The following is a 24,644-nucleotide window of genomic DNA, read 5'->3' as shown; positions in this document are numbered from 1 at the left end:
AGGGCTCAGACGTGGGACTCGACGAACGCGACCACGTCCTGCAGTTCGTCCGGGCTGACGCCGTGGGGCGCGCCGTAGAGGTTCGCGGTCACGTCCGCGCCGAGTTCGCGGAGGCGGTCGGCCGCGCGTTCGACCCGCGAGGACGGAATGATTTGGTCCATCGACCCGCCGCCGACGAACACCGGCTTGCCGGCGATCCCCTCGGGTTCGAGGTCGGCGTGGGAGTCCGCGAGATACCCGTGGAGCGCGACGACCCACGCGTAGTCGTCGGGGTCGTCGAGGAGGAGCGAGAGGCTGGTAATCGCGCCCTGGCTGAACCCGAGGAGGCCGATTCGGTCGGGGTCGATGTCGTACGCCTCGACCGCTCCGGCGATAGCCTCGCGGACGAGGTTCCGCGAGCGTTCGAACTGCTCGGCGTGGGGCTGGCTCTGGTGGAGGCCGCCCTCCGAGAGGTCGAGTTCGTACCACGTGTAGCCGCCCTGCAGGCGGTCGGGCGCGCGGAGGCTCACGACGTGGACGTGGTCGGGGAACTCCTGTGCGATAGACAGGAGGTCCTGTTCGTTCGAGCCGCGGCCGTGGAGCAGGACGACGGCGGGAGCCGGCCCGTCGCCCGGTTCCGACGGTTCGACGTGGACGTGTTCGAGAGGGATGTCGGACATGGACGGCGGTAGGCCGCGGCGAGTCTTGAATCCCCGAGTGACAACGGGGTAACCGGGTGACGCCGCCGTCGACGCCGCGGTTCGCTTCGGCGTGCGTGCGGGTGTGTGACGCTCGTTCGTGGGGAAGCGCGGTGGTTAAACGGCTCCGTCCGCAACGATGGGGCAATGAGTCAGGACGCCACCTCGGAGGGAGACCTTCGAAACACCGGGATGTCGCTCAAGCACGACCGGGAGTGGGACTACGAACTCGAACAGATCGTCGAAGCCATCGAGGAGCGCGACGCCAAGCGCGTCGGCCTCCAGTTCCCCGAGGGACTGAAGCGCCGCGGCCCGGCGGTCGCCGACGACCTCCGACAGCTCTGTGACGACGACGTGACGTTCATGCTCTCCGGCCAGCCGTGTTACGGCGCGTGCGACCTCGACACCTACCTCATGCGGCGGACCGACGTGTTCGTCCACTTCGGCCACTCGCCGATGAAGGAGTCGGACAAAATCATCTACGTCCCGCTGTTCTCCAACGTCGACCCCTTCCCCATCATGGAGGACGCGCTCGACGACATCGAGGGCGACGAGGTCGGTCTCGTCACCACCGCCCAGCACATGAACCGCTTCGAGGACATGTGCGACTGGCTCGAAGAGCGCGGCTACACCGTCCAGACCCGCAAGGGCGACGACCGCCTCACCTACGAGGGACAGGTCCTCGGCTGTAACTACGCCTCCGCGGACATCCCGGCGGACGACGTGCTCTACGTCGGCGGCGGCAAGTTCCACCCGCTCGGCCTCGCGATGGAACACCCCGACAAGAACGTCGTCATCGCCGACCCCGTCAACAACGTCGTCACCATCGCCGACACGCGGAAGTTCATGAAACAGCGCTACGCCTCGGTCCACAAGGCGATGGACGCCGAGAAGTGGGGCGTCATCTTCTGTACGAAAATCGGCCAGGGCCGCATGGAAATCGCCGAGAAGATTCTGGAGGACAACGAGAACGCCTACCTCATCACGATGGACGAGGTGACGCCCGACAGGCTCCGGAACTTCGACATGGACGCGTTCGTCAACACCGGCTGTCCGCGCATCACGACCGACGACGGCCCGCGCTTCCACAAGCCGATGCTGACGCCGCAGGAGTACCGCATCGCCGTCGGCGACGAACCCCTCGACTCCCTGCAGTTCGACACGTTCCACGGCACCTGGTAGCCCGAGACTCCCGGTGAGCGCCCCCGGCCGCCACCAGCGCGTCGCTCTCGCGACGCCGCCGCGGGTCGCGTCCTGTTTCGACTCTCTCGTCTCGCTTCGGACGTATCCGATTTCCTGACAGTCCATCCAGAATACCTATACGGGTCGCCATTCGACGGACACGTATGGTCCCTCCACGAACACGAACCGCCCTCCTGAGCCTGCTCGGCGTCCTCGCGCTCGCGGGAACCGCCGCCGCGCAGAACCTCGAATCCGCACAGCAACTTTCGCCGGTGTTCCGCGCCGGCGGAAGCTTCCTCATCGACCTCGTCGTCGGCGGCATCCTCGTCGCCGCGGCCCCGGCGTACACCAGAGACGCCATCGCCGAGATTCGGGACGACCCCGGCGGGTCGTTCCTCTGGGGTCTCGGCGTCGGCATCGGCGGCCTCATCGTCCTCGTCCTCCTCGCAATCACCATCATCGGCCTCCTCGTGGCGATTCCGGGGCTCCTCGCGTTCATTCTCCTCAGTATCGTCGGGAGCGCGCTCGCAACCGTTCTCCTCGGGTCGCTCGTGACCGGCGTCGCCTCCGGCGGGCCGCCCTCGCTGGGCGTCTCGCTCGTCGTCGGCGCGCTCGTCGCGGCGGTCCTGTCGCTCGTCCCCATCATCGGCGGCGTCATCCTGTTCGTCGTCGACACGCTCGGGCTCGGCGTCATCGGACGCAACCTCTACCGCTCGTGGTCCTGACCCCGCGCCGACGCTTCTGACAGGCGACTCTCAGGAGCCACCACAACATTCAGGGTACCGGTAGCGAATGGGTCAGACAGATGCCGACGACCCACCTCTCCGTCCTCGGACTCGACGTGCAGCGGGTCGTCACCCCGCTCGAAGCAGGCGACGTCGATGCCGACCGGGTTCGTCTGGTCCGCGACGAGGCCGACCCCGAGCAGGGTCGCGACCCGGACGACTGCGCACCCGGCGCGCCGCGAGCGAGCGCACACGCCGCGAAAGCCGTCAGCGAACGGCTCGCCGGTCGGGGAACGCTCGACGAGGCACGGCTCCCCTTCACCGGCTCTTTCGAGGAGCTGTACGCCGCGACGACCGACCTGCTCCGCGAGGCGGCCGCGGACGGCGACGTACGGGTGAACCTCGCCGGCGCGCCCCCGCAGGTCGCCGCCGCCTTCTACGCCGCGCGAACCGCCCTCGTCGACGGCGGCGAACTCGACCGCGGGACCGTCTCGCTTCTGACCGTCCCCGCGACCGACCGTCCCGACCTCGCCGCCATCGACGACCTCCGGACTCTCGTTTCCGACGTCGAGGCCGCGTCCGACGCGTTCGCCGAGTTCCGCCGCGTCGCCGACGGCCCCGCGGCCGCCGCCGTCGCCCGACAGCTCCGAATCGCCCTGTCGGACCTGCGAGACGCGCTCGCCGAGGCCAGCGGCGAGTCCCGGTCACGTCCGAACTCCCGCGCCGGCCGAACCGCGGGCGCTCGCGGGGCGCGCTCCAACGGTGACTCGCCGCTCGGCGCGATGAGTTCCTACGTCGGGCGCGCCCGCGAGCAGCTCGCGGACCTCGTCGAGTCCGAGGCACCCCGCCCGGACCCCGAGGACACGCGCGACCCGAACGCGGTGCTCGATGCGCTCGACGCGTGGCTCGACGACGAGAGCCGCCTGCTCGCGTCGGTCGAGGAGAACCCCGGCGAACTGGTCGCCCGCTTCCGAACGAGCTGTGAGGCGCGCTTCGGGAAGTTCGAAGACCGGGCGACCATCGAGCTGTTCGAGTCGCTCGACCGCTTCGAGGCGCACCTCGACGCCTATCTGGACGCCCGGGCGCAGCTCTCGGCCGCCGCCGGCCCGGTCGCCGAGCGGACGACGGACCTCACCGAACGGGCCGCCGAGGCCGCGACGAGCCTCTCGGAGCTCGACGAGGCGGGCCACGCGACGGGCGAGTCACCTCTCGAACTCGACGGCCACGCGCTCTCGCCGCTGGGCGACCTCGAAGCCACGATTCTGTCCGTCCTCGCCGGCGGCCCGCCGCGCTCCCGCCAGCGGACGCGTCGCGCGGTCGCCGCCGAACTCCGCGAGCGCGCCGAACACCACGGCATCGTCGCCGGCGCGCGCGACGAGGAGACGTGGTCGGCCTTCGATTCGTTCTGCGTGGGCGTCGCTCGCGATAGCGTGACCGGCGACCGATTCGAAAAACGGCTCTCGAACGCGCTCGCCCCGCGCCTCGACGTGGCCGTCGAGGGACTCACCGCGAACGGGTTCGTCACGACGCGCGAGCGGGAACGCGGCCGCGACGCGCTCGAACCCACGGACGCGGGTCGGCTCTGGACGTCGACGACCGACTGGGAGTCGTTCCGAGAGACCGTCGTCGACGACCTGCTCCGCGACTGCGTCGAACGCGACGAGGGCGTCGCGGACGCGTAGCGCGGCACGGTCCGATTCTCAGACCGCGTCCTCGATGAACGACACGGCATCCTCCGGCGAGTCGCACGGTTCGAACCCGTCGAGCGAGCCGACCTGCTGGGTTCTGAGCCCGGCCGCGGGGCGGTCGAAGACGTTGGCGTAGCCGATTTCCGAGAGGGTTCCGCCGCCGCCGTCGATGGCGATGACGGCGTCGCCGTTCATGGCGACGAGCGCGTTTCTCGCGTGGCCGAGACCGGTCGCGACGGCGATATCGACGTAGGGGTTCGCCTCGTCGCGGTCCTCTCCCGGGAGGACGCCGATGGTCGTGCCGCCGGCGTCTTTTGCGCCGCGGCAAGCTGCCTCCATGACGCCGCCGAGACCGCCGCAGACGACCGTGTGGCCGCGCTGAGCGAGCAGGCGGCCCACGTCTTCGGCGATAGTTTCGACCGGGTCGGGGACGACGCTGCCGCCGACGACGCTCACGCGCACGGCGAACCCTCCGCTCCGCGCTCTGCGGTGTCCGCTCGGCGCTCGCCGTGGTGACTGATTGCTGCGGGCATGGAGTATCGGACCGCGTCGAAGAAGATAAGTGCGGGGCCGCGTCGGTGTTCGGTCGCGTCAGAACTCGTCTGTTCGCCGTGCGTCGTCGTCCAGCGGGGAAACCGCTTCCCACGCACCGCACGCGCGCATCGTCCGAGCCATCGACGAGAAATCCGCCGTTTGTTTGTGAGTTCTTGACATGGTAATTGATGCCATGTGTGCCTACACTAAATATCTTGTCGGGGTACTACCTTATACACCACATACACCACCCGATTCTATTGCGTTCTACGGTATTTTCTCGTATCGTACGGAAATCGTCCGAATTCTCGGACGCGCCACCGACGAGTGTCGCCCGCGGCGGCGACTGTCGCGACGGGTCGAACGCGAGAGAGCGCAACGCTTAGTCCCCCCGCGCGAGGACACGTGTCTATGACAGTCAGCGACTGGAGCGACTGGCTCCCGCGCGCGGTCGAATCGGCCGACCCCGAGACGGTGGCCATCTGGTATCTGGGATGCAACGGGTTCGTCATCAAGGGCAGCGAGGGCACGACGCTGTTCGTCGACCCGTACGTCGGCATCGGCGACCCGCCGCGGACGGTCCGCATGATTCCCGTCCCGTTCGACCCCGAGGACGTGACCGAGGCCGACGCGGTCCTCGCCACGCACGAGCATACTGACCACGTCCACGGCCCGAGTCAGGCACCTATCCTCGAGAACACGGGCGCGACGTTCGTCGCCCCCGACGACTCGCTCGCCGTCGCCTACGACGACGAGGCGTGGTTCGACGACTACGACCTCTCCGACGACCAGTTCGAGGAGGTCACCGAGGGCGACAGCGTCGAAATCGGCGAGTTCACGGTCCACGTCGAGCCCGCCTACGACCCCGACGCGAGCCACCCGGTCGCCTACGTCTTCGAACACGAGTCCGGCACGTTCATCCACGGCGGCGACACCAAGCCCGCCGAGGAGTTCGCCGACATCGGCGAGCGCTACGACCTCGACCTCGGCATCCTCGCGTTCGGGACCATCGGCAACATCCCCGACAAGGAGACGGGCGAGCCGATTCGAACGAAGTGGTACAACGACGAGAACCAGATTATCGAGGCCGCCAGCGACCTCGACCTCGACCGCCTCGTGCCGACCCACTGGGACATGTGGAAGGGCATGACCGCCGACCCGAAGGTGCTGCACCACCACGCAAAGAGCTTCGAGGCCCCGCGCTCGCTCGACCTCGTCGAAATCGGCGACCGCGTCGACCTCTGAGGTCGCGTCCAGAACCGCGTTTCCCGCGACGGCCCTTTTAGCGACGGTCGACACAGGCGGACAGTCACCGCGTCGAAACGGTCGAATCGAGAGACCGCGGCGGGGTAGCCCCACGGCCCCCGGTTGTTTTATAATGGATGTCGGGAAAGTGGCGGCCATGAGCCGCGAGTCCGAAGGGGTTACATCGGTTTCCGACGGCGAGGTTACGGTCGAAAAGACCTTCGCCGCCGACGAGTTTCCCGTTCCCGCTATCAAGTTCGTCATCAGTTCGACGCGAGACGAGGCGACCCGAATCCGGGTCATCGACCGCATTCCGGAGTCGTTCCCGATGGAGAGCGTCGGGTTCCACCCCGAGTTCGAGAGCGACAACTGGACGGCCTACAAGGACCACCGCGTCGAGTACGAGCGGACGCTCGACCCCGGCGAGGAACTCGTGACGGTCTACGGCATCCGTATCACCGACGGCCACGACCAGACGGATTTCCTCGAAGAGCCGACGCTCGAACGCATCCCGGTCGACGGCGGTATCGACCCCGACGACATCGACGACATCCTCGGCGAGGACCGCAGTCAGCTCGTTCGAGACGTGCTCGCGGGGAACCGCGAACCGCTCCACGACGAGTCAGACGCCGACGCGGATGGCGAGGACGAAGGGGAAGTCGTCCTCGAAGAACCCGCCGCCGACGAGCCCGTTGAGGCCGAACTAGAGGCCGAACTGGAGAGCGAAGCCGAGGCGGGTCCCGCCGCGTCCGACGGTTCCGAACTCATCGACGACGAGCCGACCGACGACGACCTCGCGGCCGCCTTCGAGGGGGAAGACGACGGGGACAGCGAGGCGGGCGAGGTCAGCCAGGTCGACACCGACGTTCTCGGCGACGACGCGGAAGTCGACGACGCGGAAACCGACGACGGCTCCGCCGACCCGACCGGCCCGCGCGCGGTCGCCACCGACACCGCGCCGGCCGTCACCGCGCACCTCGAACAGCCCGATGTCGATGCCGACGCCGCGGGCGACGCCGGTGCGGACGCCACCGCTGACGCGGACGCCGAACCGTCGGACAGCGAGTCGGGTGAGGCCGACGACGCGGACGCGGCCGGAAGCGCGCCCGCACCTGACGCGGACACCCTCGTCGGCGCGCTCGCCGCCGAGATTCGGTCGGGGTCGGCCGACGAGGAGGACATCGAAGTCCTGCGCGAGGCGGTCGACGCCGAGACGCGCCGGAGCACCGACGTTCGCATCCGCCGTCTCCAGTCGCAGATGGAGGACCTCGCGGCGTACTCCGACGCGCTCGCCGAGTTCATCGACGAGGAGGGGACCGGGAGCGAACTCGTCTCCGAGTTCCGCGCCGAGATGACCGCGTTCCGCGAGGACCTCGACGCCCTCGACTCGATGGTCGACGGCGCGGTCGAGTCGGTCGACGACGCGACCTCCCGGCTCGACGCGGCCGAGGAAACCATCGCCACGGTCGACGAGCGGTCCGACCGCGTCGCCACGCGGGTCGCGGACGCCGAGAGCCGCCTCGACGACCACGACGGCCGGCTCGAAGGCCTCGCGTCCGACCTCGAAACCGCGGACGGCACGCTCGACGACCACCACGGCTGGCTCGAATCCCACAACGAGCAGTTCGAGGCCGTCGAGGGCCGGCTCGACGACCACGACGGTCGGTTCGAGGACCACGACGAGCGGCTCGAAACCGCCTCGCGGAACATCGACGCCGGCTCCGCGCGCCTCGACAGCGTCGAGGAGACGCTCGCCAAGCGCGAGGAGGAACTCGTGACGGTCCGCGAGCGCCTCGACGACATCGCCGGTCGGTTAGACGAGACCGTCGAGCGGCTCGAAGGGACCGAAAACAGCGCCGCGGAAGCGACCGAACAGGCCTCGACGCTCCACGCCGAGGTCGGCGACATCCGCGAGGACATCGCCGAACTCGACGGAGATATCGTGGAGACGCGCGAGGCCCTCGACGACCGCCTCGCGGACGTTCAATCGCGGGTCGAAGACGCCGCGGCCGACGAGGAAATCGAGGCCCTGCGCGACGACATCCAAGAGCTAAACGACACCGTCGCCGAACTCGAAACCTTCCGCGAACGCCTCGCGGGGGCGTTCGGAACCGGCATGGGCGGCGGGCCGGCCGCCGGCGGCGACGGCGACGCGGAGTAGTCCGGTCGAGTCCCCTCCCGAGAGACGTTTTCCCGAAGCGCAACCTGTTTAGCGGGCCGTCCCGACGTTCCGATGATGACAGAGACGGTGCGCGTCGCTGTTCCGCGAAAGGGTCGCCCCCTCGAAGCGGTGCTCGAACGGTTCGCCACGACCGAGAGCATCGCCGAGGTGGCGGACGAAATCACCTCGACGCTCCGATACGAGAAGTCGGTCACGAAGGGCCATACCCAGCCGGAACGCGACGTGTACGAGCGACTCGCGGACTACAGCGACCTCTCGGACCCGGCCGCGCCGGAGTACACGCTCCTGCGCGACGACCGAGACGGGATGCCGCGGCGCATCGTCTTCGACAGCGTCGTCCTCGAAATCGACGGGGTCGACATTCACCTCGTCGGGCGCGAGGAGCCGTTCCGCGCGCTCCGGACCCACGAGTTCGGTCTCGGCTTCGACAGCGCCGACCTCGTGCTCGAAGAGGTCGTCAAGCTCCGCCCCGAGGGCCTCGGGAGCATCGAGGACGTGAACGCCCGCATCGACCCGATGGACACCGACGTGCGGGTCGTCTCCGGCCTCGGCGACACGGTCTACCACACGCTCATGGCCGACCCCGAACTCCTCCCGCCGGGCTCCGAACTCGACCGCGACTTCGTCGCGGACTACGAGGGCGAACTGTGTATCTCGCCGCGCTACGAGCGCCTCGTGGAGGCGGTCCTCGGCACGCGGTGTCTCGACGACGTGACGTTCGCGTATCCGAACGGCGCGCCCGAAGAAGAAGCCGCCATCGCGGAGACCGGTCTCGGCGTCTATCTCACGATGACCGGGTCGACCGCGCGCGAGCACGGGCTCGTCCTCGGCGAACACCTGTTCCCGAGCGAGACGGTCCTGATGGAGAACGTCGCGGAGGCGACGCCGGCCGCGGAAACCGTCAAGCGGGCCATCGCGTCGCCGGAGTTGGAGACCGAACTGAAGGTCTGACTACGTCGAACTCTCGTTTTTCGGGTCCGCGTCGCCGCAGAACATCAGCGTCGAGAGCGTCCGCGCCTCGAAGCCGCCGTCGTCGGTGAGCGAGACGGTCGTGTTCGACGCGTTGCAGTCGAACTGTGATTTTTCGACGGTGACTGCTTCGGTCGTTTCTTCACCGGATTCGTTCCGCCGAGCGACGCGGAGCGTGACCTCGCGGGCTTCGGTCAGCGACGCGCCGACCCGCGCGCCGGGTTCGAGGCGGTAGGTGCCGCCGAAGGCGACCGCGCCCGCGGGCGTTTCGTAGGCGAATTCGACCGTCTCCGCCGCGTCGGTCGGGTTCACGACGGCGAGGCCGTGGGGCTTGGTGTCCTCGGTCGGGAGGGTTCCGTCGCCGAGCGCGACCGTGACCGCGCCGTCGGCCGCGACGGTGTGCGGCCCGCAAGCCATCCGCGTCGAGGCCCCGGAGACCGAGACACCGCCGTCGCCGGGCGAGAACGCGGTCCACGAGCGGTTACAGTCGAAGTCGGCCGGCCCGACTGACTCGGTCGCCTCGGCGTCCGAGGTGATGTCGGTAACCGTCAGTTCGTACTCCGCGGGAACGCGAAGCGAGACGTTTACCGTCGCGTCGCGGTCGAGTTCGTAGGTCTCCGTGTGGCCCGGCCCGAGCGGGCGAGAGACGTCGATGCGGGCGGTCCACGGCTCGTCGGTCGGGTTTTCGAGGCGGACGTGGTGCGGTTTCAGCCGCCCGTCGTCGCTGGCGGGGCCGTCGCCGACGACTGCCGTGAGGCGCTCGCCGGTCGCGACCGAGACGGCGTCGACCGGCTCGGGCGTCGGCGTCGGGTCGGGAGTCGGATCTGTCGTCGAGTTTCCGTCGTCGTCAGCGTCGTCAGCGCCGTTGCCGGCACTCGCGATACAGCCAGTCAGCGCCGCCGCGAGGCCGGTTCCGGCCGCGGCGAGGAGGGTTCGTCGTTGCACGTCTCTCCCAACGTGTAGGGGTCACTTCCCCCTGTGTATGGCTCAAACGCGCCTTTGAGTCCAGACCGCGCCGAGGCTCACGAGGACGGCGAGGACGACGCCGACGAGGAGAACGAGCGCGCCGGGACCGGCGAGGTAGGAGGCGACGAACTCCGCGACGCTCGGTTCGGGGGCGGCCGGAGCCGGCGCGGCGTACCGGACCTGCGGTCGCCGCGCGGTCCACAGCGCCTGCACGGCGACGCTACCGACCAGCGTGACGCCCACGCCGGCGACCAGCGTCCGGAGTCCGGAGGAGAGCTTCGACTCGGTCCGTTCCGCGCCCGCGAAGAGGACGACGGCCGAGCGGGTCGGGCCGTAGACGGCCATCTCGCGGCCCTGCGCGGACACCCACGTCGTCACGGGTTCTATCAGCTCGGCGTCGACCAGTCGCTCGACGTGGTAGCCGACGGTCTGGAGCGTCGTGTCGAGTTCGTCGGCCAGTTCCGAGGCGGGGCACGGGTTGTCGTAGACGGCGGCGAGGAGCCGTCTCGCGGTGGCCGACGAGAGCGCCGACAGAACCTCGTCCGCGTCGTCGTCGTCGAGTTCGACGAGAAGCGGGCTTAGGGACCGGTCTCGAACCGATGCTGCAGCGGGTTTCAGTGGGAGCAACGAACTCACGGTCTCGGCCGTCGTTCTCGCTCCGCGGATAAAGAGACGGGCATAAGTCAAGCGTCCGTTTGACCCTCGCCCCTCGCGCGAGTACCGCTCTCCCGGAGTTAGTAGGTGCTAGCGACACGTCGATGGCCGCTCGCGGGGTAGTACGACCGTGAACCAGAGTCGAACGAACCCAACGGAGGAACGGAGATGAACGGCGACGCGGTCCGGTTCGAGAGCGACCACTTCAAGGCGACCGCCGGCTGCGGCGCCCGAAAGCAGAACCTGCAACTCGCCTTCTTCGACGCGCAGTATCCCGAACCGGAGTGGACGGCGGACGGTCTCCAGTCGGTCGAGAGCCAGACGATGAGCGCGCTCGAACGCGTCGAAGCGGCCGTCGAACGCTCGGGGCTCGAGTTAGACGACGTGCTTCGGACCACGGTCTACACGACGGACCTCGACCGAATCGATGCCATCGAGTCGGCATACGACGCCTATTTCGACGCCCGACGGCCGGCGATGACCGTCGTCGGCGTCTCCGAACTCCCGAACGACGCCACCGTCCAAATCGAGGCGACGGGCGTCAAACGATAGGTCGCGCGCCCACCAATTCAATATAGCGAGATACAGTTTACAAGTCGCGCTTCGGACAGCGATTACGCTCCTCAGCGGAGCGAGTAGATGTTCGATTCGTACGTCTCGCGCACTCTGTCGCCCCAATTGTGGGTGTACGTGTCGATGATGTCGCCGGCAACGTCGCCGCGGAGGTACTTGACGATGCCGCGGTCGCCGGTCCGGTCCCGAAGGTGGGTGGTGAAAAAGTGCCTGAAGTAGTGCGGCGTGACGTTCTCCTCGCGGTCGCCGCCCGCCCGGTACCACCCGGCGTCGGCGGCGTGAGAGGTGACGACGTGGTGGACGGCGTCGGGTTCCAGTCGTTGGCCCCAGCCCGATGCGGTGCCGACGAAAAGCGGCTCCGCCGGCGACGGCGAATCCGGTCGAATCGCCAGCCAGCGTAGGAGGACGCCTTCCAACTCCTCGTCGACCGGGACCACCGTCGACCGCTTTCGCTTGTTCGAGGCGGTCCGCGCTTCGCCGTTGGTGACGCTTCCGACGCTCGGGTCGGCGGCGACGTATATCGACGGCCCGCGTCCGTCGAGGGCGGCGCGGGTCGATACACCGGACAGGGGTGTATCCACTGACAACGACACGTCTCGAAGGTCGAGATTGCACAGTTCGCCGACGCGCATCCCGGTCTTGAGGAGGGTGACCACCAGCGCGTGGTCCAGCGGATGGGTGATTTCGCGGACGAACGCCCGCATCTGGGGGACCGAAAGCTCCCGACGGGCGGGGTTGGTGTCGATGCGCTCGTCCATCTCCTCCATCACGAGGCTCATCGGATTTGAGTCGAACGCGCCGACCTGCGCCATGTAGGCGTAAAATCGGTGGAGGTAGGAGGCGTACGTCGCCACGGTGCTCGGCGCGACGTCGCGGTTTCGCAGGGTGTGTATCCACGCCATGCAGTCGCGGTGGGTCGCGTCGTCGACCGACCGAGCGGTCCCGGAGGGGTTCCGCGAGGGGTCGCCGAGGAAGGACTCGAACGCCCGGAGGACGCGCTCGTAGGCGTCGCGGGTCCGGTCGGTCTTCCCGTGGTAGGTCATATCCTGCAGGAAGTAGCCGACCGGGTCCTCCGCGTCGGTGGGGCGCTCAGCGGCCATCGCGCTCCGCCAGCGTGTAGCCGCCGTGTCGCCCGCTGTACACGACTCGGCCGCTCGATTGCAGCTCCTGCAGCGTCGATTCGAGGCGGTCTTCGATGTCGTCAGTCAGCGCCGAAACGAGGTCGTCCCACGACCGGTGAGAATCGACCGCGAGCGCCTCGACGATTCGGGCCTCGAACTGGCCGTTATTTTCACCTTCATTATCTTGATTTGAACCGCCGTTCTGGAGTCCCGTTTTCACCCCGTCAACCCCGGGGGTTGTGGCCGTCTCATCGCCTCTCGCCGGAACGTCGAAATCGCGCCGACCGGCCTGTACCATCGTTCTGACAAATTCGCTCTGGCTCATCCCGAGTCGGTCCGCGTGGTCCTTCCAGATGGCCTTCTGGTGGGCCGGGAGGTAGGTTTGTACCGTCGCGCGGTCGGCCTCGTCGCTCATGGACGGGTTGACACGGGGGTCGATATTCAATCTACCGGCACAGTCCAGAATAAGAGAAGTTATCCTGAGTAGTACATGCGAATTTCTCGCGGTGAAATTGAGTTATCCTGAATTGTGCAATCGCATTTTTGGCAATTTGCATTCAGTATTCGGGATATTAGAATACCTCGGAGAATGCCGATTTCGGACGTTTCGAGCGAATCTGAGACTCGACCAATTTTCCGTTGCTTTCAATAGGTCGAATTTTGCACAATAGCTTCCCATTTCTGTGATGACAACCCATTTTTGGATGGCATTCCTTGCATCGTTTACCCCCGGAGTAACACATGGAAGAACCACTTACACGAGTTTCGTTATTTCACTTCTTAATTTACTGAATTATTATAGAAACGGATACCGCTGGGCTTAGACTCTCTTTTATTTCTTTGCATTAATTTATGAAATATTCTAGACATAATTTCTGACTATTTCCACGGAAATATATTTGCGAGACGACGCACTATCTGTGTTCTCTCGAACGGGTATATTTCGACCAGAAATGACTCGATATCTTTTCGATTATATCATTATCGAACGCTGAATATATGTCGTCGGACGGTCCTTCGTTTCGGAATAAATTCAGCTGTGATTATGTTGATGTCACTACGTAGAATTCTCCCGGAGTGTTGTCTGATTCGAACACGCAACTACCGGGGTGACGCCGTTCCGAATTCGCTCGAAGACGAACCTAACCGAGGTCTTTGCCGGCCCGATTCGTTCTCTTTTGACGCCTTCACAGCCCTCGTCTTCGCGGTGAGCCAGCAACTCGGGACGTGCTCCCCATCTCAGAGGTGAAGCGGCGCTTGACGGCGCTGTGGCCGTTCTGACGGACTCGCGTGAATCCTGAGTTTCGGTGGCTTGCTTTCGGTCGGATTCGACGAACCACTCGCTCGGCGACGATGACCGTTCGAGCGAACCACCTCCTCGGCCGCCGACTCGTCGAGCTGACCGTCTCGAATTTCGAATGCGACGCCGCACTCCGTCTGCACGACCGGACTCGCGGCCGCGTCCCCGCAACCGTTGTACTTCCGACGCGATACGAACCACCGAGCCGCGAGCGACGCGGCTGTCGCTCTGTGATGCTGACGTAGATTTCAGCACTATCGACTCTTGGAACTCAGACGTTCCACGTCAGCGTTCTCAGTCATCAACTCTCTCGATATCTCGGTCCCTCTGTCGAGTCGTCGCTTGTCCGATCCGAGACTCGTATATCGTATCTCGCTATACACAACCTCGGTTCTCGGGCTCAACCGATTTCGGAAAATTCGACGTCCTGTCGAACCCAGCCGATTCGCGTCGGAGGTGTCGGGACAGCCGTGCGCTGGCGGCTCTTCCTCGGCGTGCTACGCCTCGACTCGCTCTATCAGTTCGGGGCCGTCGTTGGCGGGGCTGTTCACCCGCGTCGAGACGGGGTAGGCCGCGAGTTCGTCGTCGGGGTAGGTGTCGAGGAGCGCCGCCGCCTCGTCGGGGTCGCCGTGGAGCCACGTCTCTTCTTCCTCGGGGTCGAGGACGACGGCCATCCGGTGATGGAGCTCGGAGATGAGGTCGTTCGGCTCGGTCGTGACGACGGTGAACGTCTCAAGCGGCTCCTGTTCGCGCGAGGGGCCGCCGCTTCCGAAGTCGCCGAGGCCGGTCTGTTTCGTCGGCGGCGTCCACCGCTCCCAGAGGCCGGCCATGGCGAACGGGCGGTCGTCCTCGAAGGCGACGCGGTAGGGCTGTTTTCGCCCGCCGCGGTCGACCCACTCGTAGAAGCCGTCCGAGGGAACGAGACACCGGCGGGCCTCGTAGGCGTCGGCGAAACTCCGCTTCTCCCGGACGGTCTCCGCGCGGGCGTTGATTCGGTCGTTGCCGACGCTGGCGCTGTCGGCCCACGAGGGGACGAGCCCCCACTTGAGGAAGCGGAACTCGTCGTCAGCTTCGTTGGTCACGACCGGGAGTTCCTGGCCGGGCGCGCAGTTGTACCGCGCCGAAAGCGGGCGCGTCGGCGTCGCGTCGAACCGCGCTTCGAGTTCCTCGGGCGGGGTGAACAGCGTGTAGCGGCCGCACATACCCCCGGCTTCGGGCCCTGCGGGTAAAACGCCCGCGGCGGGGGCGTCCGGGTGCGTGCCGGGAGCGCGGCCGCCGACCCACGACGACGCATTTAGGGTCGCCGACGCCCCCCTGTCGGACATGCGAATCGAGAACAGCTTCATCCCCGTCCGCGGCGTGGGCGAGCGGACGGAGCGGAACCTCTGGCGGGCCGGGTCGACCCACTGGGACGAGTTCGACGCCTCGCTCGTCGGCGCGAAGACGGGCGACCGAATCGAGACGTTCATCGCGGACGCGTACGCCCACCTCGACGACGGCAACTCGCGGTTCTTCGACGACTGCTTCCCCTCGGGCGAGCGCTGGCGACTGTACGAGAACTTCCGCGACGAGACGTGCTTTTTCGACATCGAGACGACCGGCCTCTCGCCCGAGCGCGACTCGGTGACGACCGTCTCGTTCTATCAGGACGGCGGGACGACGACGCTCGTCAGCGGGGAGGACCTGACCGCCGACGCCCTCCGCGAGCAGTTCGCCGACGCGAAACTCATCGCGACGTTCAACGGCGCGCGCTTCGACGTGCCGTTCCTCGAGACCTCGTTCGACGTCTCCGTCGACGTGCCACACGTCGACTTGATGTATCCGTGCCGAACGCTCGACCTCACGGGCGGACTGAAGCAAATCGAGAAAGACGTGGGTATCGACCGCGACCGCCCGGACATCTCCGGCCGCGACGCCGTCCGCCTCTGGCGCGAGTACGAGCGCGGCGACCAGTCGTCGCTCGATACGCTCGTGTCGTACAACCGCGAGGACGCGGTCAACCTCGAACGCCTCATGGAGACGGTCACCGGCCGTCTCCACGACCGCGCCTGCGAAGGGCTCGACGCCGAACTCGCCTGAATCGGTCGCCGAGGCGTGTTCGCGGCCGTATTCGGTGAGGGTCGACGACCCGCGAGCGCGTGCCGGAACCCCGCGCTTTTTTCATCCCCCGAAGCGACGCGCCGCACATGACCGACGACCCCGACGCCGACGCCGAGGCGGACGACCCCGCCGATTCGACCCCGCCGTCCGAGGATGCGACCGAACCGACAGACGGCGACGAGCCGGTCGACGCGGAAGCGACTGTCGAAGCGGCGGACGGCGGCACGGACGAGCACGACAACGGTAACGGCAACGGCGACGATACCGTCCCGCACGTCGAACTCGACCTCTACGAACTCTCCGTCCGCGTTAGCGGGCAGTCGAGCGACGAACTCGACGACGTGGAAGCGTCGGCGACCCGCCTCATGGACTACCTCGTCGACCACGCGAAAGAACTGGAAGACCAGCCTGATAGCCGCGGACTGAGCTAACACCGGCCCTCGAACGCCACGGTTTTGGCAAACCTAAAAGTTCAAGAGTGACGGTCGATAACCCCGTCCAATGACCGAGTACACCTTCGACGACCTCGCGGTCGTGATGGGGACGTACAACGAAGAACAGGCCATCGGGTCCGTTCTGGCGGACATCGACCGAATCACCGACGGGCGCGCCGAGGTCGTCTGCGTGGACGGTTCCGACGACCGAACGCCCGAAATCGCCCGCAAGATGGGCGCGCGCGTCATCGAACAGGAACCGCAGGGGTACGGCGTCGCGGTCGAGGCCGCGGTGCTCGCGCCCGACCGGCCGGTCGTCGTCACCACCGACTGCGACGACACCTATCCGATGGAGTATCTGCCGAAGTTCCTCGACCTCATCAACGACGGCTACGACGTGGTCTCCGGGGACCGAATCACGAAGGGCGCGGAGACGATGCCCCGGCTCAACCGCGCGGGGAACATCGCGTTCGCCCGCCTCGCCAGCTTCCTCATGGGCGCGACCGTCCACGACACGACCACCGGGATGCGGGCGTACCGCCGGGAACTCCTCCACGACATCGAGTGGACCGAGAACACGGGGCTGTCGGCCGAACTCCTCATCCGCCCCGCGATGCGCGGCTACAAAATCGCCGAGGTGCCCATCCCCTACCGCGAGCGCGCCGGCGAGACGAAACTCGACCCCTTCGCCGGCGGTGCAGCCATCGGAACGTCCATCGTCAAGGTCTGCCTGGAAGAGCGGCTTCGGCTCTGAGCGGCCGTTTCGCTCGCTTTCTCCCTTCAGGCCCGACTCCGAACTGACGACCCGCGACGGTCGTGCGCATCGATACCTAACCGCACACTTCTCATAGGCGACTCGGTCGAATATCGGGTATGGATTCGACAACGAACCGACGCCGGGTTCTCGCCGCACTCGGTGCCGGTGTCGCTCTGTCCGGCTGTCTCGGAAGCGACCCGCCGGTCGCGGACGACGACGCGGGAGCCGATGACGCGTCCGAGCCCGCCGAAACATCCGACTCCACCGCGGGCGAGTACTCGGGTCCGTTCGAGCTTCCGGTCCCCGAGGACGAACTGCGCCGCGGCGCGTCGAAAGACGCCATCCCGGCCATCACCGCCCCCGTCTTCGCGGCCGACTGGAGCGGGTTCGACGAGGTGGACGCGACGCTCGACGACGGCGACGAGGTGGTCGGCGTCGAACTCGACGGCGTCGCCCGCGCCTATCCGCTCGCGGTCCTGAACTGGCACGAAATCGTCAACGACGACTTCGACGGTCGTCCCGTGGTCGTGACCTACTGTCCGCTGTGCGGGAGCGCCGTCGTCGCCGACAGGCTCGCCGGCGGCGAGCCGACGTACTTCGGCGTCTCGGGCCTGCTTTGGATGTCCGACCTCGTGATGTACGACGACCGGACGAACTCGCTGTGGAGCCAGGTGCTCGCGACCGCGATTCGCGGGGAACTGACCGGCGAGACGCTGTCGCTTCTCCCCTCGACTATCTCGACGTGGGGCGAGTGGCGGACGGCCCACCCCGAGACCGAGGTGTTGGTTCCGCCGCCGGTCTCCGGCACGATTCGCGGGCGGCAGACCCGCCGGTACGACGTGAACCCCTACGCGAGCTATCAGCAGTCGAGCGCCATCGGCATCGGCTTCAACGACGCGGCGGACGACCGACTGCACCCGAAAACGTCGGTCGTCGGCGTCGCCGCCGATGGTGTCGCCCGTGCTTACCCGCTCGACGCGGTCGAGCGCGCGGGCGTCGTCAACGACACCGTCGGCGGCCTCCCGGTCGTCGTGGCGGCCTCCGCCGAGGGAACCCTCGTCGCCTACGTCCGCCGGGTCGACGGCGACTCCGTCGAGTTCGAACGTGACGGGCCGGTTCTCGTCGCCGCCGGGTCGCGCTGGACCCTCCTCACCGGCCGGGCGCTCGACGGCCCCCACGAGGGGTCGGTCCTGACGCGGGCCAACGACCGCTCGCCGATGTTCTGGTTCGCGTGGGCAGACTTCAACCCGGAGACGGAGATTTACGGGGTAAAGAGCGCGACCGGCGAGGAGGAGTAGTCGTTCGCGCGGCGAGCGCGCGTGGTTCGAGGGCGATACGCGGAGAAACGGAGTTTCGGTCGTTCGGACGGCGGTTACGACGAGTTCAGGATGTCGCGGACGCGCCGGGGCTCGCCGGAGAGGGAGGGCTCCTTCTCGACGATTTTCAGCACCTCGTGGTCGGTCACGTCGGGGTAGGACTTCCCGATGGCCTCCTCGATGAGGGCCTTTTCGAGACGGAACTCCGTTCCCTCGTAGACCACGTCTACGCCGTCGTCGTCGAAAGAGAGAATCGTCATACCTGTCTTTGTTTTCCGCGAGTAGTTAAATACGCGTCGTCGTCGCGAAACCGGCGGCCCCCGTCGTGTCTGACGGTCGTCTTGCGGACGGTTTATTACGGCACGGGTGTTGGTTCGGAGCGTGTCACTGGGTACGGACCCGCTCGATGCGCTCGAAATTCCCGACGGGACGACGGTCGAGGAACACGACCTCGTCACCGACGGCGACGTCGTCGTCGGCGGGCAGAGCACCGTCGAGTTCGGCGTCCGCGGGCGGAACGTCCTCGCGGGCGAGCGCGTCACCTTCGGCGGCGACATCGAGGCCGAAGCCGACTGCCGGCTCGACATGCTCGACGACGTGGCCGGCAACGTGCTCGTCGGCAACGACGCCTACCTCGGCGAGCGCGTCCACATCGCCGGCCGCCTGATGGTCTCGGGCGACCTCGACATCGGCGACGACGTCGACATCGAAGAGGGGTTCGAGGCCAACGGCTGGATCGTCATCCGCAACCCGATTCCGACGCTCGTGTTCTACTTTATCGTCCTCTCGCAACTCCTCCGACTCGGCGAGGACGAGGCGGCCGACGAACTCGCCGAAACCCTCTCGGGCGAGTCGCCGCACGACCCGCTCGTGATTCCCCGGAACGCCACCGTCTCAGACGACGCGTGGCGCGTCTCGACGCCCGCGCACGTCGGCTCCGACTGCCGAATCCACGGCAACATCCGCGCGAAGTCCATCGACCTCGCCGAGGACAACAACGTCTTCGGGAGCCTCCGCGCCCGCGACGACATCGTCGTCGGGAGCGGAACGCGCATCCACGGCGACGTCACCACCCGAAACGGCGAGGTCCGCATCCACGAGGACGCGCGCGTCCTCGGCGACGTGTCCTGTAACGACCTCGTGCTCGAAGCCGGCGCGCACGTCGACGGCACGATGCGCGCCCGGGGCGAGATGCGCATCCACCGCGATAACCTCCCCCGCGAGGCCGAGTAACCGGAACCGGGTCGCCCGAGCGACCATGCCGCCCGTGCGCCGCGATAGCAACAGTCGCCGTTTGTGCTTACCCAACGATTAATCCCTCACGTGGTGAGTGTCGTCTATGGACAATCGACTGAAACTTCTCTCGGTCGCCCTCCTCGTCCTTCTCGCCGGGTGTACCGGCGGCGCGGCTGACGGCGGTGCGGGCGGGTCGGAGAGCGTCTCGCTCGCCGCCGATACCGGTGGCTCCGCCGAGGCCGAACAGGCGGGCGGCGACGACCTCCCGCAGGTCCAGCGGCGGGCGGTCATCAAGAACGGCCAGATAGAACTGACCGTCGACGAGTTCAACGAGTCGCGCGACGCGGTCGAATCGACCGCCGAATCCTACGGCGGCTACGTCAGCGACTCCAACGAGTACGTCAACCGCCGGAGCGGCGGCACCTACCGCTCGGGTCAGCTTGTCGTCCGCGTCCCCTCCGAGGACTTCTCGGCGTTCATGGCCGACATGAAGGACCTCGGCGAGGTCGAGCGCGTCGAGACGAACTCGCAGGACGTGACCGACCAACTGGTCGATATCGAAGCGCGGTTGAGCAATCTCCGCGCGCAGCGCGACCGCCTCCGCGAACTCTACGAGTCGGCTAACACGACCGAAGACGTGCTCGCTGTCGAAGAGCGCCTGACGGACGTCCAGACCGAAATCGAGCGGCTCGAAGCCCAGAAGCAGTCGCTCGAAGACCGGGTCGCGCTCTCGACCGTCCGCGTCTCGCTGTCGGAGCGGCCGCCCGGCCCGGCGCAGTGGTACGACACGCCGGTCTTACAGGCGTTCTCCGAGTCGGTCAACGGCGCGTTCGTCGCCCTTCGGGCGCTCGTCGTCGCCGTCGCCTACGCGGTCCCGTACCTCGTCGTCTTCGGCGGCCTCCTCGCGATTCTCGGGAGCGGGGTGGTGCTCGCCGGCCGCGCCGCCTACAGGCGACTGACGGACTAACTGTTCGCCGGCTTCTTTTCGTCGCTCGCGCCTCCTCGCACGCGAGCGTTTTTCCGCGTCCGCGACCATCGTCGAGCCATGCTCTCTCTCGCGTTAGCCGGCAAGCCGAACGCCGGCAAATCGACGTTCTACACGGCCTCGACGCTCGCCGAGGTCGACGTGGCGAACTACCCCTTCACGACTATCGACGCGAACCGCGGCGTCACGCACGCCCGCACCCGCTGTCCCTGTCTCGACCGCGACGAGCGCTGCGGCAACTGCGAGGACGGTATCCGCTACGTCGCCGTCGAACTCGTGGACGTGGCCGGGCTCGTCCCCGGCGCGCACGAGGGCCGCGGCCTCGGCAATCAGTTCCTCGACGAACTGACGAACGCGGACGCAATCGTCAACGTCGTCGACGCCTCTGGGGGAACGAACGCCGAGGGCGAACCCGTCGAAGTCGGGAGCTTCGACCCCGTCGAGGAGGTCGACTTCATCGAGGAGGAACTCGAACAGTGGCTCGCCGGCATCGTCCACAAGAACTGGGAGTCCGTGGTCCGCAAGTCGCGGTCGCCCGACTTCGACATGGACGACGCCCTCTCGGACCTCCTGACGGGCGTCGGCGCGAGCGAGTACGACATCGCCGCCGTCCTGCGCGACCTCGACTACTCGCCGAACCCCCAAGACTGGGACGACGAGGACCGCGTGGAACTCGCCCGCGCGATTCGCCGGCGGACCAAGCCCATCGTCCTCGTGGCCAACAAGGTCGACATCGCGCCCCCGGAGAACCTCGAACGACTCGCCGAGACCGGAAAGCCCGTCATCGCCGCCACCGCGGACGGCGAACTCGCGCTCCGGCGGGCCCGCGAGGCGGGCATCATCGACTACCACCCCGGCGACGACGACTTCGAACTCGTCGGCGACGTGAGCGGCGCACAGGAGAAGGGCCTCGAACGAATCCGCGACCTGATGGGCGAACACGGCGGCACCGGCACGCAGGAGGCCATCGACACCGCGGTCTACGACGTGCTCGACCGAATCACGGTCTACCCGGTCCAAAACGAGTCGAAGTGGACCGACGGCACGGGTAACGTCCTCCCCGACGCCTTCCTCCTTCCGCGGGGGTCGACGCCGCGGGACCTCGCGTACGCGGTCCACTCCGACATCGGCGACGGCTACCTCCACGCGGTCGACGCGCGAGCGAAACGCCGCATCGCCGAAGACCACGAACTCGAAGAGGGCGACGTTATCAAAATCGTCTCGACGGCGAAGTAACTGTCACAGATTCGTCTTTTCTGCGAATTTTGTCGCTCTTCTTGGGTCAGTACCTCGTCCGCCACGCTACAGGTAAACTAAATAACGCTATACAGAATTGGAGTTCAGCAGCTCACCGGCGTACGACAGAGACTGGGGTCGAGAGTATCGTTCACCGGGGTGTGGCGGTCGCTCGTCCGGGTTTACGCGATAAAAACAGAAACCGCCGGTTCCTAACCGACTGCGGCTTAGAGGTCTTTGGCGACGCGGAGTTCCGTATCGGTGACCGTCGCCACCGACTCGGCGGGGACCTCGATGTCGTCGCCGTCGGCGTCGCCGAAGCCGAGGCCCTGCACGACCGCCTCGGCGATGTCTGGGTCGGGTTCGACGTACGCGATTTGGGCGTCCGTGTCGACTTCGGTCACGATTCCGATCTGTTCGGCTTCCTCGTCCATGAGGAACTTCCCTTCGTCGGCGGTCGAGAGAACTGACATCCGCCCAATCGTTAATTCCGAATGACATAATAACCTACGGCCCCGTACGAACGCTGATAGTTCTCGCCCGCGTACGGGACGCATGACAATCGGTTCACAGGTCTCCGAGGCCGACGCTCGCCGGCTCCCGCTGTCCGAGACGCGGGTGCTTCTCGGCGTCGGACTGGCGATTGCCCTCGTCGCCGGCCTCGTCTTCCGCGTCGTCGGCCAGCTCGTGTTAGTGCCCTCTCGTCCGTTGGTCACGGCCGTGGTGTTCGCGTTGACGGTGCCCGCGATGTGGGCGCTCGCGGTCGGGGTCTTCCGGTGGCGCGGGCTCTCCGGCGGCGCGAAACGGGAGGCCGCGGCGCTGCTCGTCGTCCCGGGTATGCTCGTCGACGCGGTCTCGACGGCGCTGTTCTCGCTCGTCTACCCGAACATGGGGCTCGAAGCCGCGGGGCTCTTCGGCGGGCTGTTGCTCCTGGCGTACGCGACGGTGCTGGTCGCGGGCTTCGTCGGTCAGTGACTCGGTTCGGGCTGACGTTCCCATCGTCGAGCCGCCGCTCGGCGACGGTGCGGCGCTCCTCTCTTCTGCTCAGTCACGCGCGACGACGCGAAAAATAGGGCGCGGAGCGGCGGTCCGATTCCGACTCGTCAGTCCGACTCCGACGAGGAGCCGAAGGCGGTCGGGACGCTCACGTCGGCGTGTTGCGAGAGGTAGTACGCGAGCGCGAACAGCGCGACGACGCCGATTCCGAGGAGCGCCAGCGAGCCCACGCCGTAGCCGCTCGCGAGGAACAGCCCCGTCGCGACGGCTCCGCAGAGGACGGCGTACGGAATCTGCGTGTTCACGTGGTCGACGTGGTCCGCGCCGGCGAACATCGACGAGAGGACCGTCGTGTCGCTGATGGGCGAACAGTGGTCACCGAACAGCGAGCCGGTGAGGATAGCGCCGATGGCACCGGGGAGCGGCGCGCCGAGCTGGTAGGCAAGCGGCACCGCGACGGGGAACATGATACTCATCGTTCCCCACGACGTGCCTATCGAGAACGAGATGATGGCCGCGGCGAGGAAGACGACCGCGGGCAGGATTTCTGGCGTGATGACGCCCTCGGCGACGCTGACGACGAACGCACCGACGCCGAGCGCCTGGCTGACACTGCCGATGGTCCACGCCAGCGAGAGGACGGCCACGGGGAACATGACCATCTTGAATCCCTCGAAGATGGCGTCGCTGACGGCTTCGAGTTCGACGCGGGCGTGGCCGACGAGGATGGCGAGCAGCAGCGCGCACGCCGAGAAGACGCCCCAGAGGATGGCGTCGGCGGTGGCCGCATCCTTCAGCGCCTCGACGGGTGCGACGCCGGGCCAGCCGCCGGAGTACAGCAGGCCGAAGCCGGTGACGGCGACGAGCGCGACGATGGGCGCGGCGAAGTACCACCAGCGCGAGTCGACGTGGTCGGGCGTGACGATGTCCTCCTCGCGCGTCTCGATGAGGGGGTCGGCGTCGTCGCCGAGGAGCTTCCCCTCTTCTTTCGCGCGGCGCTCGGCGCGCTTCATCGGCCCGAAGTCCCAGTCCATCACGACGAGGATGAACACGAGCGCGACCGCGAGCAGGCTGTAGAAGCGGAACGGAATGCTCTGGAGGAACACCACGAAGGCGCTCTGGTCGATGCCGAGCGAGGCGAACTGCTCGCGGATGAGTCCGACCTCGAAGCCGACCCACGTCGAGACGACGGCGACACTCACCACGGGCGAGGTGGTCGAATCGAGCAGGTACGCGAGCTTCTCGCGGCTGATGTCGAACTTGTCGGTGATGGGGCGCATCACCGAGCCCGTAATCATCGTGCTCGCGTAGGAGTCGACGAAGATGAGCATCCCGAGGACGCTCGTCCCCAACGCGGCCTGTTTCCGTGTCTTGATGCGGGCGATGATGCGCTGTGCGAGCGCGTTCATCCCGCCCGAGAGGAATATCATCCCGAGCATCGCGCCCGAGAGGAAGGTAAACAGGAGGAGTTTGCTGTTGAACGACTCGGTCACGTTGTTGATGACCAACTGGAGGGAGTACGCCGCCCCGCCGATGGGGTTCCATCCCACCAGGATGGTCGCACCGATCCAGATGCCGGTGAAAAGCGAGAGGAGCACCTGCCGACTGAGCAGCGTCAGCACGATTGCGAAGAGCGCCGGCAGCAGGCTGATGACTCCCTGCGTCTCTGCGGGCATGACAAACGTTTCGTCACCGGCTCCCGAATTTAAGGGTTTTCACTTCGAACGCCGAGAATAAGACGTATCGGATGCCGTGAGTTGTCGTAGTT

Annotated in this window: 25 protein-coding genes; 15 read left to right on the top strand and 10 right to left on the bottom strand. The window is 66.9% G+C overall.

Annotated features, from left to right (window positions below):
- Positions 1 to 5: 5 nt before the first annotated feature.
- Complete coding sequence (locus ABY42_RS07940; RefSeq protein ID WP_004976730.1) at positions 6 to 659, bottom strand: alpha/beta hydrolase; 654 nt, start codon at positions 657 to 659, stop codon at positions 6 to 8.
- Between the two features lie 165 nt (positions 660 to 824).
- Here ABY42_RS07940 and dph2 point away from each other — a divergent pair, with 165 nt between their 5' ends.
- The 3 genes from dph2 (at position 825) to ABY42_RS07925 (ending at position 4,266) form a co-directional block, all read left to right on the top strand.
- Positions 825 to 1,859, top strand: a complete 1,035-nt coding sequence (dph2, locus tag ABY42_RS07935) for a diphthamide biosynthesis enzyme Dph2 (protein ID WP_050459127.1) — start codon at positions 825 to 827, stop codon at positions 1,857 to 1,859.
- Positions 1,860 to 2,023: 164 nt separating this feature from the next.
- Positions 2,024 to 2,584 (top strand): hypothetical protein, encoded by a 561-nt coding sequence (locus ABY42_RS07930; protein ID WP_050459126.1) that lies wholly within the window; start codon positions 2,024 to 2,026, stop codon positions 2,582 to 2,584.
- An 80-nt stretch (positions 2,585 to 2,664) separates the two neighbouring features.
- On the top strand, positions 2,665 to 4,266 hold the full coding sequence (locus tag ABY42_RS07925; RefSeq protein ID WP_050459125.1) for a hypothetical protein: 1,602 nt from the start codon (positions 2,665 to 2,667) through the stop codon (positions 4,264 to 4,266).
- Positions 4,267 to 4,284: 18 nt separating this feature from the next.
- Here ABY42_RS07925 and ABY42_RS07920 read toward each other — a convergent pair whose 3' ends face one another.
- Positions 4,285 to 4,734 (bottom strand): TIGR00725 family protein, encoded by a 450-nt coding sequence (locus ABY42_RS07920; protein WP_050459124.1) that lies wholly within the window; start codon positions 4,732 to 4,734, stop codon positions 4,285 to 4,287.
- Between the two features lie 483 nt (positions 4,735 to 5,217).
- Here ABY42_RS07920 and ABY42_RS07910 point away from each other — a divergent pair, with 483 nt between their 5' ends.
- The 3 genes from ABY42_RS07910 (at position 5,218) to ABY42_RS07900 (ending at position 9,184) form a co-directional block, all read left to right on the top strand.
- On the top strand, positions 5,218 to 6,051 hold the full coding sequence (locus ABY42_RS07910; RefSeq protein WP_004976740.1) for an MBL fold metallo-hydrolase: 834 nt from the start codon (positions 5,218 to 5,220) through the stop codon (positions 6,049 to 6,051).
- Between the two features lie 157 nt (positions 6,052 to 6,208).
- Positions 6,209 to 8,212 carry a hypothetical protein gene (locus tag ABY42_RS07905; protein ID WP_050459121.1) on the top strand — a complete coding sequence of 668 codons (2,004 nt, stop codon included), beginning with the start codon at positions 6,209 to 6,211 and terminating at the stop codon, positions 8,210 to 8,212.
- A gap of 75 nt (positions 8,213 to 8,287) precedes the next feature.
- On the top strand, positions 8,288 to 9,184 hold the full coding sequence (locus ABY42_RS07900; protein WP_004976743.1) for a hypothetical protein: 897 nt from the start codon (positions 8,288 to 8,290) through the stop codon (positions 9,182 to 9,184).
- On the opposite strand, the gene ABY42_RS07895 is transcribed toward ABY42_RS07900, so the two are convergent.
- Entirely contained in the window at positions 9,185 to 10,147 is a 963-nt protein-coding gene (locus tag ABY42_RS07895; RefSeq protein WP_050459120.1) for a hypothetical protein, read from the bottom strand.
- Positions 10,148 to 10,189: 42 nt separating this feature from the next.
- A complete protein-coding gene (locus ABY42_RS07890) occupies positions 10,190 to 10,804 on the bottom strand; it encodes an ArsR/SmtB family transcription factor (protein ID WP_004976746.1) in 615 nt (204 codons plus the stop codon).
- A gap of 186 nt (positions 10,805 to 10,990) precedes the next feature.
- Between ABY42_RS07890 and ABY42_RS07885 the strand changes: the two genes are divergently transcribed.
- Positions 10,991 to 11,374, top strand: a complete 384-nt coding sequence (locus tag ABY42_RS07885; RefSeq protein WP_050459119.1) for a RidA family protein — start codon at positions 10,991 to 10,993, stop codon at positions 11,372 to 11,374.
- Positions 11,375 to 11,445: 71 nt separating this feature from the next.
- On the opposite strand, the gene ABY42_RS07880 is transcribed toward ABY42_RS07885, so the two are convergent.
- The 3 genes from ABY42_RS07880 to ABY42_RS07865 form a co-directional block, all read right to left on the bottom strand.
- On the bottom strand, positions 11,446 to 12,495 hold the full coding sequence (locus ABY42_RS07880) for a tyrosine-type recombinase/integrase (RefSeq protein ID WP_050459118.1): 1,050 nt from the start codon (positions 12,493 to 12,495) through the stop codon (positions 11,446 to 11,448).
- A complete protein-coding gene (locus tag ABY42_RS07875; RefSeq protein WP_050459117.1) occupies positions 12,485 to 12,931 on the bottom strand; it encodes a DUF5805 domain-containing protein in 447 nt (148 codons plus the stop codon). The genes ABY42_RS07880 and ABY42_RS07875 overlap by 11 nt, the downstream gene beginning before the upstream one ends.
- Before the next feature lie 1,382 nt (positions 12,932 to 14,313).
- Entirely contained in the window at positions 14,314 to 15,018 is a 705-nt protein-coding gene (locus ABY42_RS07865; protein ID WP_050459115.1) for an SOS response-associated peptidase, read from the bottom strand.
- A 121-nt stretch (positions 15,019 to 15,139) separates the two neighbouring features.
- Between ABY42_RS07865 and ABY42_RS07860 the strand changes: the two genes are divergently transcribed.
- The 4 genes from ABY42_RS07860 to ABY42_RS07845 all read left to right on the top strand — a co-directional run bounded on the left by ABY42_RS07860 (position 15,140) and on the right by ABY42_RS07845 (position 18,405).
- On the top strand, positions 15,140 to 15,895 hold the full coding sequence (locus ABY42_RS07860) for a ribonuclease H-like domain-containing protein (RefSeq protein WP_050459114.1): 756 nt from the start codon (positions 15,140 to 15,142) through the stop codon (positions 15,893 to 15,895).
- Between the two features lie 107 nt (positions 15,896 to 16,002).
- Positions 16,003 to 16,347 (top strand): hypothetical protein, encoded by a 345-nt coding sequence (locus ABY42_RS07855; RefSeq protein WP_050459113.1) that lies wholly within the window; start codon positions 16,003 to 16,005, stop codon positions 16,345 to 16,347.
- A gap of 70 nt (positions 16,348 to 16,417) precedes the next feature.
- A complete protein-coding gene (locus ABY42_RS07850; RefSeq protein WP_050459112.1) occupies positions 16,418 to 17,104 on the top strand; it encodes a dolichyl-phosphate hexose transferase in 687 nt (228 codons plus the stop codon).
- Between the two features lie 119 nt (positions 17,105 to 17,223).
- Positions 17,224 to 18,405, top strand: a complete 1,182-nt coding sequence (locus ABY42_RS07845; RefSeq protein WP_050459111.1) for a DUF3179 domain-containing protein — start codon at positions 17,224 to 17,226, stop codon at positions 18,403 to 18,405.
- A 74-nt stretch (positions 18,406 to 18,479) separates the two neighbouring features.
- On the opposite strand, the gene ABY42_RS07840 is transcribed toward ABY42_RS07845, so the two are convergent.
- Positions 18,480 to 18,683: a DUF5800 family protein gene (locus tag ABY42_RS07840; RefSeq protein ID WP_004976775.1), complete on the bottom strand. Its 204-nt coding sequence runs from the start codon at positions 18,681 to 18,683 to the stop codon at positions 18,480 to 18,482.
- A 121-nt stretch (positions 18,684 to 18,804) separates the two neighbouring features.
- Here ABY42_RS07840 and ABY42_RS07835 point away from each other — a divergent pair, with 121 nt between their 5' ends.
- From ABY42_RS07835 to ABY42_RS07825, 3 genes are all read left to right on the top strand, one after another.
- Positions 18,805 to 19,656: a polymer-forming cytoskeletal protein gene (locus ABY42_RS07835; protein WP_004976778.1), complete on the top strand. Its 852-nt coding sequence runs from the start codon at positions 18,805 to 18,807 to the stop codon at positions 19,654 to 19,656.
- 106 nt (positions 19,657 to 19,762) lie between these two features.
- Entirely contained in the window at positions 19,763 to 20,626 is an 864-nt protein-coding gene (locus ABY42_RS07830) for a DUF4349 domain-containing protein (RefSeq protein ID WP_004976781.1), read from the top strand.
- Positions 20,627 to 20,704: 78 nt separating this feature from the next.
- Entirely contained in the window at positions 20,705 to 21,880 is a 1,176-nt protein-coding gene (locus ABY42_RS07825; protein WP_004976783.1) for a redox-regulated ATPase YchF, read from the top strand.
- A gap of 227 nt (positions 21,881 to 22,107) precedes the next feature.
- On the opposite strand, the gene ABY42_RS07820 is transcribed toward ABY42_RS07825, so the two are convergent.
- Positions 22,108 to 22,353 (bottom strand): hypothetical protein, encoded by a 246-nt coding sequence (locus tag ABY42_RS07820; protein ID WP_004976785.1) that lies wholly within the window; start codon positions 22,351 to 22,353, stop codon positions 22,108 to 22,110.
- 82 nt (positions 22,354 to 22,435) lie between these two features.
- On the opposite strand from ABY42_RS07820, the gene ABY42_RS07815 reads away from it, so the two are divergent.
- Positions 22,436 to 22,855: a DUF5367 family protein gene (locus ABY42_RS07815; RefSeq protein ID WP_004976788.1), complete on the top strand. Its 420-nt coding sequence runs from the start codon at positions 22,436 to 22,438 to the stop codon at positions 22,853 to 22,855.
- Positions 22,856 to 22,983: 128 nt separating this feature from the next.
- Here the strand turns inward: ABY42_RS07815 and ABY42_RS07810 are convergent, their stop codons facing one another.
- Positions 22,984 to 24,552, bottom strand: coding sequence for a Na+/H+ antiporter NhaC family protein (locus tag ABY42_RS07810; RefSeq protein WP_004976792.1), 1,569 nt, complete (start codon positions 24,550 to 24,552; stop codon positions 22,984 to 22,986).
- Between the last annotated feature and the right edge of the window lie 92 nt (positions 24,553 to 24,644).

The sequence above is a fragment of the Haloferax gibbonsii genome (genome assembly GCF_001190965.1).
Lineage (GTDB): Archaea > Halobacteriota > Halobacteria > Halobacteriales > Haloferacaceae > Haloferax > Haloferax gibbonsii.
Note: the sequence above shows the minus strand (reverse complement) of the source record. Positions and strands in the feature narration are given on the sequence as shown.

Excerpts from the sequence above, each read along its gene's own strand:
- ABY42_RS07940 (WP_004976730.1), bottom strand. The coding sequence starts at position 659 with ATGTCCGACATCCCTCTCGAACACGTCCACGTCGAACCGTCGGAACCG.
- dph2 (WP_050459127.1), top strand. The coding sequence starts at position 825 with ATGAGTCAGGACGCCACCTCGGAGGGAGACCTTCGAAACACCGGGATG.
- ABY42_RS07930 (WP_050459126.1), top strand. The coding sequence starts at position 2,024 with ATGGTCCCTCCACGAACACGAACCGCCCTCCTGAGCCTGCTCGGCGTC.
- ABY42_RS07925 (WP_050459125.1), top strand. The coding sequence starts at position 2,665 with ATGCCGACGACCCACCTCTCCGTCCTCGGACTCGACGTGCAGCGGGTC.
- ABY42_RS07910 (WP_004976740.1), top strand. The coding sequence starts at position 5,218 with ATGACAGTCAGCGACTGGAGCGACTGGCTCCCGCGCGCGGTCGAATCG.
- ABY42_RS07905 (WP_050459121.1), top strand. The coding sequence starts at position 6,209 with ATGAGCCGCGAGTCCGAAGGGGTTACATCGGTTTCCGACGGCGAGGTT.
- ABY42_RS07900 (WP_004976743.1), top strand. The coding sequence starts at position 8,288 with ATGACAGAGACGGTGCGCGTCGCTGTTCCGCGAAAGGGTCGCCCCCTC.
- ABY42_RS07885 (WP_050459119.1), top strand. The coding sequence starts at position 10,991 with ATGAACGGCGACGCGGTCCGGTTCGAGAGCGACCACTTCAAGGCGACC.
- ABY42_RS07880 (WP_050459118.1), bottom strand. The coding sequence starts at position 12,495 with ATGGCCGCTGAGCGCCCCACCGACGCGGAGGACCCGGTCGGCTACTTC.
- ABY42_RS07875 (WP_050459117.1), bottom strand. The coding sequence starts at position 12,931 with ATGAGCGACGAGGCCGACCGCGCGACGGTACAAACCTACCTCCCGGCC.
- ABY42_RS07865 (WP_050459115.1), bottom strand. The coding sequence starts at position 15,018 with ATGTGCGGCCGCTACACGCTGTTCACCCCGCCCGAGGAACTCGAAGCG.
- ABY42_RS07860 (WP_050459114.1), top strand. The coding sequence starts at position 15,140 with ATGCGAATCGAGAACAGCTTCATCCCCGTCCGCGGCGTGGGCGAGCGG.
- ABY42_RS07855 (WP_050459113.1), top strand. The coding sequence starts at position 16,003 with ATGACCGACGACCCCGACGCCGACGCCGAGGCGGACGACCCCGCCGAT.
- ABY42_RS07850 (WP_050459112.1), top strand. The coding sequence starts at position 16,418 with ATGACCGAGTACACCTTCGACGACCTCGCGGTCGTGATGGGGACGTAC.
- ABY42_RS07845 (WP_050459111.1), top strand. The coding sequence starts at position 17,224 with ATGGATTCGACAACGAACCGACGCCGGGTTCTCGCCGCACTCGGTGCC.
- ABY42_RS07840 (WP_004976775.1), bottom strand. The coding sequence starts at position 18,683 with ATGACGATTCTCTCTTTCGACGACGACGGCGTAGACGTGGTCTACGAG.
- ABY42_RS07830 (WP_004976781.1), top strand. The coding sequence starts at position 19,763 with ATGGACAATCGACTGAAACTTCTCTCGGTCGCCCTCCTCGTCCTTCTC.
- ABY42_RS07825 (WP_004976783.1), top strand. The coding sequence starts at position 20,705 with ATGCTCTCTCTCGCGTTAGCCGGCAAGCCGAACGCCGGCAAATCGACG.
- ABY42_RS07820 (WP_004976785.1), bottom strand. The coding sequence starts at position 22,353 with ATGTCAGTTCTCTCGACCGCCGACGAAGGGAAGTTCCTCATGGACGAG.
- ABY42_RS07815 (WP_004976788.1), top strand. The coding sequence starts at position 22,436 with ATGACAATCGGTTCACAGGTCTCCGAGGCCGACGCTCGCCGGCTCCCG.
- ABY42_RS07810 (WP_004976792.1), bottom strand. The coding sequence starts at position 24,552 with ATGCCCGCAGAGACGCAGGGAGTCATCAGCCTGCTGCCGGCGCTCTTC.